This is a genomic window from Hyunsoonleella pacifica (genome assembly GCF_004310335.1).
GTDB classification, from domain to species: domain Bacteria; phylum Bacteroidota; class Bacteroidia; order Flavobacteriales; family Flavobacteriaceae; genus Jejuia; species Jejuia pacifica.
Genome location: NZ_SIRS01000009.1, coordinates 1 through 14,309, shown reverse-complemented (window position 1 = coordinate 14,309; position 14,309 = coordinate 1). Strand labels below are relative to the sequence as shown.

Here is a 14,309-nt window from a genome sequence, read left to right as displayed (position 1 = left end):
CTATGACTAACATAAAAAAAATATTTCTTAGTTTTTTGATACTATTTTTTCTATCTGCACTAAATAGTACAAACTTGTATGCACAAGATACTGTGGATGGGCCTGCTTTTGGAGATCCTTCTTTGGTTATTGGGGGGACAACTCTATATGAATTAAGATCAGATTTAGAATTTCGCCGTTGGTCTGTAACCTACGATGGTTCTGGTACAACGTCTCTACCAGATCCGCAAGATCCTTTTAATTTATATATTACTTGGACACAGTTAGGAACAGGAACAATAAATGTAACCTATGTAATTCCACCAAATTTAGTTAATGAACACACAACGTCTGTACCTTTTGAAATTGGAGATACTCTTTATGCAGGAACCATAGGGAACCCTCAAACTATTTGTGAAAACGAGACACCTAGTACATTAACAAATACAGCTTCAGCATATGGCGGAGATGGTACTTATAGTTACCAATGGCAATCTTCGGATGATGGAATCTCTAATTGGACAGATATTACTGGGGCAACATCTACAACCTACACCCCTCCATCTAATTTAACCACAACACGTTGGTATAGAAGAGGGGTAACGTCAAACGGAGTAACCCAATATACATTTGAAATTAACGTTACGGTTAATCCTATACCAGGCTTACCTACAGGTAATGATGTAACGCTATCTGCTCCAGGGTCTGCCAACTTAACAGCTACACCTTATACTGGTGCAGATAGCATTAATTGGTACACAACAGCTTCTGGTGGTACTGCTGTCCACACAGGAACCTCATATACAACACCCACATTAAATTCTACTACCACATATTATGTTGCTTCGTTAATAAGTGTATCAAGTTGTGAGAGTACAGATAGACATCCTATAACCGTAAGTGTTGATACGACCAATAGTTGTACAGTTCCCCAAAGTGAAATAGATGCTTTAGAAGCTTTTTATAATAGTACAAATGGTCTAAATTGGACTAATCCTACTCCATGGAATTTTGAAGAGGGAGATGTGTGTAACTGGTTTGGTATAACAGTTGAAAATAATCATGTAGTTGGAATACAAGCCCCTTATATAGATGGAACTTGGGATATAGGTCTTTCTGGTACTTTGCCTAAAGAATTAGAAAATTTACCCTACCTTAAGTACTTAGAGATTCCAGATAATGAGTTATCTGGACCAATTCCTCCCGAATTAGGAAACTTAACAAACCTTAAGCGTATAGATTTTGGAATGAATAGAGGAAATTTATATGGACCAATACCTAGCGAATGGGGAAATTTAGATTTAGAAAAGTTAGTTTTTGGAACCAATGCATTTATTTTTAGCGATTTTGAAAATGAACATGTTACTTATTCGCAAAAGCCAGGAATTCTGTACAGCTATAGTCCTCAAGCTAAAGTAGATGAAGAAGAAACCATATATGTTTTAGAAAATGGTAGTTTTAGCATTTCTACAGAACTATCAAGTGAATCCAACAACTACCAATGGTTTTTTAGTAATGATAATGGAATAACTTTTAATCCAATTGGTGAGAATTCTAGAGTATTTAATGGAGGAGCTGCATCTGCAGCAAATACAGGAATTTACTATTTTACAGCTACAAATAGTATTGTAACAGGTTTAACACTAGAGCGCCATAAAGTTACAGTTGTTCTGGATGAATTAGATACTTGTGGTTTACCAAAAAATGTGAGAACCATTCTCTCAGAATTTTATGATGCTACAAATGGAGACCAATGGATTAACAATACTAATTGGAAGGATCCTAACGTACCCGTTTGCGATTGGTATGGAATATCTACAGATATAAATCCAAACACAGGTATAACGAGAATAAGTGGATTGAATTTATCCAATAATAATCTAGAAGGATACATTCCTCAAACATTTGCTAATCTTGATGTCAATACCAGAGCATCAATTGATTTGTCAAATAATAAATTACGTGGAGAATCTCAACAAATATCAGTTCCAGTTATACCAGCATATTTAGGAGGATCACTGGTAAATAATGAATTTGTATTTGGTGATTTAGAAAATCTAGAATTTACTAGTTATCCAAGAGCAGATTTCATTCCAGATATTTTTCATGTACCTCAAGCTAAAGTCGATGAAGAAGAAACTATAAGGCTACTTGAAAACAGTATTGAAGAGATACCTTTAACTTCAAACAGATTATATAGCCCCAATAACACCTATAAATGGTATAAAAATGGAATTGAGATTCCTGGGGCTACAAGTTTAGAATATGTTATATCGAACCCATCAATATCTGATCAAGGTATATATTATTTTATTGCGGAAAATCCAAACCTTACAAGTTTAACTTTAGAACGAAACCCCGTTAATCTAATAGTTTATGCGTCTGGCGAGGAAAATACATTTTGCACTAGCGAAATTGAAGTCATTACTACGGCAAATTTAATACCAAGTGGTTCAAATATATTATGGTACACTTCAGAAACTGAAACTGAACCTATTGCCTCAGATTATGATTTTGTTGAAGATACTGTATTAGGAGGTGTAGTATATTGGTACGAGGATACAAATAATCCAGAAGCTGGAAGAACAGCAGAAACTATATATATAGATGAGAATACGCCGTTAGGAGAAACCTATCAAGAATTTAGTGTTGGAGCTACAGTAGCCTTACTACAGGCAAATGGGGCTAACATTAACTGGTATAGTTCTGCCAATGGCGGTACCCCTCTTGATAGTAGCACCCAGCTTATCGATGGAGAGATATATTATGCCGAAGATGATGGGCTATCTTCCTGTAGGCTAGCAGTAGAAGTTTTTGTAGGCACTACACCTCCCGAAGGAGACGGTGTACAATACCTTTGCCCAAATAGCTCAATTGATGATATTGTTTTAGAGCCAATACCAACAGGACACCAAATAGTCTGGTATTTAGAAGAAACTGGAGGTACGCCCATACCAGACCCCAGCAATATTGCTGTTACAGAAGGCACTGCCTATTTCGCAGCACAAATAGATGCGAATAGTATTGAAAGCGTAGAACGTAAGTCTGTAACAATATTTCTTTATAATCTTTCTCCGCCTATAATACCCTTGCCAATTCAAAAGTTCTACAATGATGAATACCCCACAATAGCAGATTTAAAAGTAATAGGTAGTAATGTAGAATGGTATAGTCAAGAAACTGATGGAACAATGTACAACAACACTACATCGCTTGTTGATGGACAAACCTATTATGCTCAGCATATAGATCTTGGCTGTGTAAGCCCTCGTATAGGTGTAACTGTAAAAATACTAGAGGAAGCAAAGCCCACCATAGTGGCGTGTGAAAAATTTAAGCCACAATTAGGAGGACATTACATTATAAGTGGTTGGGTAAGAGAGCAAGAGGCCTCAGTATCTGCAACCGAAACCAGAAATTTTAGTGAAGTAAGCACTGTTTTTGTAGATTTATTGAATCATTTGAAAGACAAATTTTTAAGTGAAGCCCCACTAGATTTTAATATTCCTGCTGTTTATACACCTGTTTCCAGTTCGGATGTTGTAAATTTTGATGCACTTGTCCCCTACATTATAGGGCAACCACAAGGGGCTCCTAGACTTGTAGTGTATAACTTTTCTCGAATAGAGGATGATTATGGTAGGGCTGTAGGGTTTGAATTTTCATTAACTAATGCAGACGATGGTAGGATTTTTACATACTATACTCCTACTGTACAATTTACGTCTTGTAACACATGTTTTAATCCAGTTACCACAAACATAAATCTTCCGCTTTTAGGTAGGGGTAAGAATATATTAAATTTTACAAATGCACAGTTTATAAACGGTACACTAACAGTTTCCCAAACATTTATTCCAGAAGAAACAGTAACTGTACCAAATCCAAATCCTGATATAAGTGTTTCTCCGGAGCCTATATTTTCTGAATCAATAACATATTATGATTACGAAGAAGCAGAAAATGCAGAATTAGATATATCAAATTATGAGAATGCAGCTATAGAACTAACCTATATTGATGAGAGTACAGAACCAATGAGTTTAACCCATCAGTTTTTCCCAAGTGGAGCCATTATTGATGGATGGCAAAGGATTGTAGGAGAATTTACGATACCTGTAAATGCTAAGGTTTTAAATATTGAACTAAAAAGCAGAACATCTGAAAGCGTAAATATTTACTTTGATGATATTAGGGTACAACCTTTTGAAAGCAACATGAAAACATTTGTGTACCATCCTGTTAATCAGCGATTAATGTCTGAGTTGGATGAAAATAATTATGCTACGTTTTATGAATATGATTTAGAGGGAGGTCTAGTTAGAGTCAAAAAAGAAACAGAAAAAGGAATCTACACCATACAAGAAACACGTTCTGGTAATATTAAAGCTACAAATTAATTATGAAATTAATAAAACTAATACTACTTATTTTTTTACATGTAAGTTTTACAGGGAATTCGCAAATACCTAAGGCTGAAGAAACTTTGAAAAAAGTAAAATCTTTCTATGATAATACTGCTACTTTAAATTTAGAGGTAACTTATAGTATGTACAGAGGATATACAGGTAATACTATTACAGAATCTTATAAGGGAAAAATATATAAAGACAAAAATGTAAATGTCGTAAAGATTTTAAATTCAGAAGTAATTCAATTTCAAGATGCTCATATTGTTATAGATAACACCAATAAGACTATTAGTTACAATGCAATTTCCAATAAAGAACTACAAACAAAAAACCCAATTGAAATATCTCATTTTCTAAATTATTATAAAGAAACCAACACTAAAGAAATAGGTACTACTATCGTATATCAATTAGAGCTTATAAATAAGCAGCTGCCACTACCATATCATAAGGTAGAAATACATATAAATAAAAACAGTTTCACTCTTGAAAAACAAATATTCTATTTATCTAAAAAGATGCCTTTCTTAAACAAGAATAGTACTTATACAGATGATGTTGGACGTATGGAAATTAAGTTCCAACAAAAAGAAGAAACCAAAATACCATTACCCCAATTTGAAGATTACATTGCTTTTGGAACTGATAAAAAACCACGTTTAACAGAAGCCTATTCAGTTTACACCTTAGTAGATCAAACTAACTTATAAACACTAAAAATATGTTTACAAGAAAAAATAAAATTAAGCTTATCCAAGTTTTTGTACTTTATTTAATAGTTAATGCCTTTGCATTTGCACAAAACCCCCAAGAATTTTCTTCAACTAGTATTATCCCAGAAACTACACTATCAAATAGTGCTTATGAGTTAGAAACAACAGGCGTATTAGATGTTGATGTTTATTCATATGTAAATTTAAGTATTAAAGAGAATACCGCTCCTTATGATGCGTATAAATTTAGTATAACGTTAACCGTAAGTCCACTGTTACCTGATGGTACACCAGATAGTGATTATACCATTACATTAGAGGTAGAAAACAATTTAACTGCAGGTGTTGGAAATATTACAGACTTAAAGCAACACATTTTAGAAAACAAATATATATCAAGCGTGTATATATCAAGTATTTCGTTTGAGGATATACAGAGTGGGGTAAGTGATAATACAACAGTGCCTGAAAATATTCAACTGTCTATAGGTTACAATAAGACAAGATATTATGAGCTTTCTCCAGATGCACCAACAATAACTACAAGTAGCACACCCATTTCTGAGGGAGAACTCACTATATCATGGGATGAAATACCTGAAGCGCGTTATTATGATGTAGAATGGACATGGGTAGATAATTATGGGGATAATATTACAATACCTTTAGATAAATCTATAATTTATTTTAATGTTAAAGATTTTGAACGAAATAGCACACGAATACAAACAAATAGTTTAAGCTATAACATACCTGTGGTTTATAGTCAAGGCTATATTTTATATCGTGTTAGAGCTGTAGGTAACTTTTTAGATGATATTACAAAAAATAAGTATAGTAGATGGACAAGAGACACCCAAGACGAACAAAACGATAAAACAGAAGCTGAGGCAAATAATACGAGCATTAGTAGGTTTGCAATTACGCATTGGCCTCACAAAGTTGAAATAACAGAAGACCATGCTAGTGGTAAAAATTGGCAATTCCAATCCTCATTCGCAGAAGACGGTAAAAAGAAGGAAGTTGTAAGTTATTTTGATGGTTCCTTGAGAAATAGACAAACGGTAACTAAAATAAATACAGATAACACAGCTGTAGTAGGTGAAGTTGTTTATGATGCACAAGGGCGTCCTGCTGTTGAAGTTTTACCAGTACCAACTACAGATAACGAACTAAAATATCATAATGGGCAAAACCAAGAAGGTGCTTTTAACTTAAATTCTAGCGGCATACCATATAGCTATTTAGATTTCGATTTAAACTCTCAAAATGAAGGCAATAGTATATCAGATTCAAAAAAGATGTCTATAGCATTAGGAGCTAGTAAATATTATTCGCCTGATAATACAGATTTCTCTGGTTTAGAGCGTGATCGTATCCCTGATGCCTCTCAATTTCCATTTTCTCAAATAGAATATACACCAGATAATACAGGGAGAATAAGAAGAAAATCAGGTGTAGGTAAAGCGCATCAGCTTAATTCTGGTCATGAAATGGAATACTTTTATGGAATCCCAGAACAAGAAGAATTAAATCGTCTATTTGGTTATGCCATTGGTAATACATCACATTACAAAAAAAATATGGTATTAGATCCTAATGGGCAATTAAGTATAAGCTATATTGACCCGCAGGGACGCACTATAGCTACCGCACTGGCAGGAGATAAAATTGAAAGTAACAGTTTAATAAGTCTTGAAGATGAACAAAATGATGACTTACACGAAGAATTTACTATAGATTTACTAAACAAAGAAAATAACAATTTAAATGCTTCTGGCAACTTTAATACTTTACAAGATGAACGCTACTATTTTGGTGTGAAAACTGTAGCCTTTGATGCTCCAAGAAAATTTTCATACGGTGTTACAGCATCTCCATTTACGTATGATTGTGTTACAGATTTTGAAACTGAGCCTAATACTACTCTATCGCAAGCCTATGATATAACTTATGATTTAAACATAAACATCTTTGATGAAAATGCCACAAATTTATTCTCTTTAGACACAAAATCAAATATACCAGAAAATCACATAGTAATAGATCAAGCTAATAAAACCTATAGCTATACAGACGAGAATGGTAATTTTCCTGAAATTACTATTGATAGAGGAACTTTTACTATTACAAAATCGCTTAAAGTAAATAAAGCTGCTGCAGAAGAAGCTGCAAACCTGTACATAGCCAAATTACAAGACGAAAACGATGATTGCTATGTATCACCAGATATTATTTCTCCACCCCCTATTATTATTGATGGCTGTTTTACCACATGCGAAGAATGTATAACCGCAATAACTACAGAATATCCTTCGGCCATTGATTATGCCAATGAAATGCTACAACAGTACCCTATAAATGAGCAAACAGAGGAGCTTACTAATACTTTTATAGCCCAATATAACGAAGCCATAATTGCATGTAATGCACCATGTAACGACGCAGATCCAACAATTACTCCTGGTGAAGATCCATTAGAATCTATTTCTTGTCAATCTGCAAAAGATCAATTATTACAAGATATGAGTCCATTAGGGCAATACGGTAATGGCGTAAATACCAACAATCCAGAAACTATACTAAACATATTTAATGAATCAAATCAATTATATAGTGCTAGAACTTCAGATTCTGGTACTTATAATAGTTGGAAAAACCCATACCATCCTGAGTATGATGGTGCCCGACCAAATCCATCACAAGGCTTATATACAAGTGGTAATTATTATAATGAAGATGGTAGTATTAGTGAAATAAAGGTAGAGATAATCGAAACAATAGATGAGAATGATGTTGTAACAGTAAGCTATCAACCAGAGATTGATGATACGGCCATCAGCACACTTAGGCCAACAGACGATGTAGATATTTCAAATAAATATTGGGTAAAGCCACAATATTTATCAAATCATATAGATTTTGTAAGATTATGGCAAGACAGTTGGGCAGAATCGTTGATAGTATATCATCCGGAATATGATTATTTGCTGTATGTAAATGAGCTTTGTACCATACAACGCAATTCAGCTTTAGGTACATTTAATTCAGATGGTTTTGATGCTTATTTACAATCCATAGTCACTTTTGATGAAGCCGATCAAGCAGGTTATTTTTTAAATACCATTTCAGACTTTATACTTTACGATCCATATTTCAGCCAATTCCAGCTTAGTTCAGATTTGCAAGCATCCTCAGATTACATGAGTTCGTTTTTAAGCAAAGATGGTATGATGGAAACTGCCCTAACCCAAGATTATAACAATACAAATGCGGCAATGGTTTACTCTGCTTATGCAAACATAACATTTAGTAGCCTTGATAATAAAACAATTAGCGACATCAAACTAACCCATACCTTTGATCAGATTTTAAACGAGGTTAGGGCTTTAGATGATAGTAAAAAGAAAGATAAGTTTTGGAACGTATATAAAGCAAACTATCTAGGATTAAAACAACAAATACAATCTGTATTTATTAATGCTTATGCTCAGGAAAAAAATGCATACAATGGTTGTATTGGACAGTCTGCCGTACCAACAGACTTAATAAATAATTTAACAGAGGGTTATACTACTTCTTCTACAAGAAACTATTTAAACACTTTAAACCCATCAAACGGTATTTGTTCAGATACGAATTCAGGTGCCTATATTACAAAGCAAAAACGCTTTTTACCAAGCGATATGTTTTATAATGCAGGTGCCGATCCCAAAGATGTTGTAAATGATATTGCAGAACAAGTAAATTACAACTATTATGTAAATACAGGTGTATGTCCCTTAGCAAGAGATTTGCAAATATACTTAGATGGATATTTTAAAGAAAGTGCAAATATTGGAGTTGAAGGCAGAAATTATCAAGGCCAATATTTATCCCCAAAACTTTATGAAGCACTTGGTGGGGTTGTTAATAATCCATCTACTTCAGGTATAATAATATCTGAAAAAGAATTTAGATTGAGTATAGATGGGGTAACAGACTCTGAAGTTACTATTATAATCCCTACTAGTAGTACTTATTCTTGGAATGATTATGCCAGTACATGGGAAATTTTAAGCATTACCCAAATAAATGCAACACAAATTGATGATACCACATATAGCTATAAAGCACTAGCTAAATTAAATGAAGAAGGCACTGAAGATATAATAATTTCAGGAACTACTAAGGTAAGAATTTCTAATTGTGATATAGACCCAAGTGTTATTGCTGAAGGAGGAGAGTATTTAGGTCCTGGTAGTACTTATGACGAAACAGGTAGCTGTAATAAACAAACTTATTTTGAAAAGGCACTCAAAACTTTAATGAATGGTCTAATAGAAACCAATCAACTGAATATTGAAGGCAGTATAGATATTACTAATTTACAAATTTATTCAGAAGGCTACTTACCAGAGTTTTTTGGGTATCCACAAACAATGATTTGGAAAAGTGATGGAGGGTCTCAAATTGAATTAGAAGCAGATGGTGTATCTGTAATGTACATGGCTTTATATACAGATTTACCAAATGAAAATGCGTACTGTAATGATGTTCGTTTTGAATATATTTATGATGAAAATACGATTACATCCCAAGAAATAAAAACTACATGGTTTGATTTTAATAATGATGAAGAGCTTATTGTTGATGGGCAAGTATATGATGATGACAATAATGAAAACCCGAATCTGATTAATTTTTTATGTTGCGATGATATTAATAATTATACTACAACCATAGATCCTGATCCATTACCATGTAGTAGTGTACTTTTGGCAGATGGAACATTTGAATCTCAGGGAGAAATATGCCACCAAGGATGTGTAACTAATTCAGGTTGTGGGATGAGTTTTGGCGGTGGTTATGCTGCTACCTCTGGAGAATGGACAAAAGAATATAATACAACTCATTTTTTATTACTATCAAATGATTTATTTAGTGAGAATGAATGCTCAGATTATACCGTACAATTTCAATCAAGTACTTGTACTGATTTATGTATGGTACCTCCAACAGGAGCGCAGAACGGAGGAGAATATTTTTATGTTACTAGAATAATTGGGTCTGGTGGTAAAGCAGCCATAAAAACATTGTTAACAGATTTAGTAGTTGGGAAAACATATACTGTTTCTTTCGATCAAAGTGGAATAAGACCAGGGGAAAACAGTAGGTGTTGTGGGGGAATTTCTGCAACTTCTTCTACTGTCTATTTTGGAGATCAATCTGCTCCTGGCGGAAAAGTGATTGTAGTTAGTGATGCAAACGCTCATGATAATGATAATACTAACAATAATGTATGGGAACACTTTTCTACAACATTTGTGGCAAATAGTACAACAGCAGAACTAAAAATAGAAGCTGATTTTGATTATAATGGCTGTACACCATCACATGGTGCACCTATTATTTACGTTGGTTTAGACAACATAAAAGTATTCGCAGACCAAGACGGAGATGGTATTGGTGATGATTGTGATCCTGTAGATAATAGTACTATTTGCAATGCTGGAGATCCAGCCATACAATTTGGTGAGGATTTAAAAAACTTATTAAATAAGATTATTGCAAATAATAATTTTACAGACGAAGGTGTTTCTATCACTAATTTACCAGAATATCAATCGCAAACGTTTCAAAATTTTGTAGATATTAACGCTGCCGGTGTATATTGTTCACTGGTTGGATCCTCAAACCCCAACTATACCACATACAACTATCAAGGCATAACTGATGCGGAATACTACTATTCAAGCGGATTGCAAAATAATACTTATAATGATGATATAAGTATTCATTTTAATTCTTCTGCTACGGATTATAGAGATAAACTTTATATCTTTTTGGATATAGATATTACAAAAAAAGAATATATAACAGAGTTTATTGATATTTTACCTGTAAAGTCTTCTGGAGAAACCGCAACACAATCAACATTATATGCAAGATTAACATATAAATATGTCATTAATGAAACTGAATATCAGTTCGAAGAAATTACAAAACTTATAAGAGGAAAGTTATTAAATGATAGCGATGCTTTGCAGGGATTTGGTCTCGACTACCATTGTAATCTTAGAGATTTAAATAGTTGTGAGAATCAAAGCAACTTAGCTTTTGCGTCTCAATCACTAGCACTTGCAGCCCAAACTATTTGCGATAAACCCTGTGTAGCACAACCTTTAAAACCCGTAAGCAGCATGGAAAAGTATCAAGTATATCTTGATATATTACAAAGTGTTGGTATAGATACCAGCCCTGCAAACGAAGGTGTTACCTACATAAGCAAAGAAGATTTTAGTAGTTATAACTATGCCTATATTACAGAAGATTATAAATATTATATAGACACTGTAGTTATACCAACAACTACTGCACAAGATGAATCTCCAAGTACATCCTTAAACTATATTTCTATTGGCGATTTTGGTGCCACAGACTTTGGGTATGGTTATGATGATCCAGACGATGGAAGAGTTGGTATGCAAGGTATTATAGACGAATACTTAAACACCCATTTAAATGATAACAATATATCATTTGATGACAAAAAAACATGGATGCAATTTGCTTCCGATCATTATTATCAGCTTACAGATCAAGGTAACTCATGTATTAGTCTGCCTCCATTATTACCAGTAGATTTTAATGACGTATACTATCCAGCTCCCAAAGAATCGTCTTGCGAAAGATTCACTGAGAACATTAAAAATACGTATGGGAAAAACAATTATGAAGAATTCTTGAGAAAAGAGCGCGAAAAGTTCCTTAATGCGTATTTAAGACATGCCACTGAAAATGTAGAGGAAGAATTCAAAATGATTTATCAAGATAAAGAATACCAATATACTTTATATTACTACGACCAAGCAGGTAATTTAAAACAAACCGTACCACCGCAAGGCGTAAAAAGATTCTCTAAAGAACAACTAGAAGCAATAGCTGATGTAGATGGTGTAAGTCTTAGTTTAAATGATCGTATAAACAAATACAGAAAAGATAACCCTATAAATGAAGATATAGAGTTATTACCAAACCATGAATACAAAACCCAATACAAGTACAACAGCTTAAACCAGTTGGTATGGCAATCTACACCAGATGGAGGCATTACCTGTTTTGCTTATGATGATTTAGGTAGAATTATAGCTTCACAAAATGCAAAACAAAAAGATAACAATACCTTTAGCTATACAACCTATGATGATTTAGGGCGTATTATTGAAGCAGGTGAACTAGTGCCAAATGTAGATGTCGCCATAAATAACACTACAGGTAAATTAGTATATACCTCAAATGATAGCTATGTTGAGTTTTTAATAGAGGTTACCGAACCAGATAACACTATTACTAAAACTAGGTATCCTGATAATATTACCAGTGAAAAGCATGAGGTAACGCAAACTGTTTATACCGAGTATAGTATTGACGAAAATCAGGTGTTTAAAACAGCAGGTATAGCAGATATAAACCAAACTTCAAGAAATAGAGTTACCGAAATCTATTATTTTGATGAAAAACTTCCCTCAACAAGTAATGTAGATTTTAACCATGCCATATACTATAATTATGATATCCATGGCAATGTAAAAGAAATGGTAACCCATAACAAATTATTGGCAAAATCATCAAACCAATATTCTGGATTAAAGCATGTAGAGTATGAGTATGATCTAATAAGTGGTAATGTAAACAAAGTGTATTACCAAAAAGGGTTAGCAGATCAGTTTATACATAAATACGAGTATGATGCCGATAATAGGATTGTAAACGTACAAACCTCTACAGATGGTTTTATTTGGGAAACCGATGCGTCTTATAACTATTTTGCTCATGGCCCATTAGCACGTACCGTTCTAGGAGATAAAGAAGTACAAGGTATGGACTATGCCTATACATTACAAGGATGGTTAAAAGGCGTAAATTCAAATCAATTAGATCCAACAAAAGATTTGGGTACAGATGGCACAGTAGGCTCCAATGTTGCACAAGATGCAATGGGCTTTGCCTTAACCTATTATGGTAATAATACCAATAATATTACAGATGAGAACGATTATGCATCCATAGGCAGTATAAACGCCTTTTTAGATATAGACAATACAGCAGCCAATAATGTTAGGAATCTCTATAATGGTAATATTAAGCAAATGTCTACCGATATAGCAGATATGAACGAAACTGCATTAGGTGCCCAAATTAACGATTACACATACGATCAGTTAAATCGTATTAAATCCATGCAAGGTTACTTAGGGGGTACAGCAAACTATTCTGGAGTTTATGAATATGACAAAAATGGTAACTTAAAAACCCTAAAACGAAAAGCAGATCAAGGACAAAATATGGATGATCTTGAGTATTTCTATAAGGATATTACTGAAGCAGATGGTACAATAAGAAAGACAAATCAGTTAGATTATGTTAATGATTTAGAGGAAGATATTGGGCTTAACGATTTAGGAGAACAAACACCAGGTAATTATGAATATGATAAAATTGGACAATTAACTTTTGACAGAGCAGAAGGAATTAATAATATAGAATGGCGTGTAGATGGTAAAGTAGCCTCTATAGAAAAGGCAGACGGTACAGAAATACACTTTAAGTACGATGGCTTAGGCAATAGAATTGCAAAAACGGTGCTACCCGAAAATAAAACCACAGTATATTCTAGAGATGCACAAGGTAATGTGTTAGCAGTGTATGAAACTAACGAGTATGATATTACTAACATTACCAACAGTAAATATATAGCTTTAAAAGAGCATCATATTTATGGTAGTTCACGATTAGGTATAGAAGAAAAAAATATCCTATTAGAAGACGATGGTAGTAGTGGTATCGTGTTAGAAAACATAACACTATCAGATCAAAACATTACATCTGCACAACAATACCGAGCAGAGTTAGACATAGAAACAAATAATTATACCATTAATTCTGGAGTAAATGTTATAATGAAAGCAGGTAACAGTATTGTGTTTAAACCAGGTACAACAATTTTATCTGGATCAAATTTAACAGCTCGTATAGAACCAATTACAGCAACATTACCAGAAGATATGTTAGCGCGTATTGTGGGCGATAAACGTTACGAACTAAGTAACCATTTAGGTAATGTTCTTACCGTAATAAGTGACAGAAAGTTAGTAGACGATCCACTTAATTTTACTAACTTTACAGCAGACGTTCTTTCATATAATGATTACTATCCCTTTGG

General features: G+C 33.6%; 3 protein-coding genes. All 3 read left to right on the top strand.

Annotated features, from left to right (window positions below):
• The first annotated feature begins 2 nt into the window (after positions 1 to 2).
• Positions 3 to 4,379, top strand: coding sequence for an Ig-like domain-containing protein (locus tag EYD46_RS17435; protein WP_130938462.1), 4,377 nt, complete (start codon positions 3 to 5; stop codon positions 4,377 to 4,379).
• Positions 4,380 to 4,381: 2 nt separating this feature from the next.
• On the top strand, positions 4,382 to 5,101 hold the full coding sequence (locus tag EYD46_RS17430) for a hypothetical protein (protein ID WP_130938461.1): 720 nt from the start codon (positions 4,382 to 4,384) through the stop codon (positions 5,099 to 5,101).
• Positions 5,102 to 5,112: 11 nt separating this feature from the next.
• Positions 5,113 to 14,309 (top strand): DUF6443 domain-containing protein (locus EYD46_RS17425; RefSeq protein ID WP_130938460.1); only part of this gene is annotated, 9,197 nt, incomplete at its 3' end.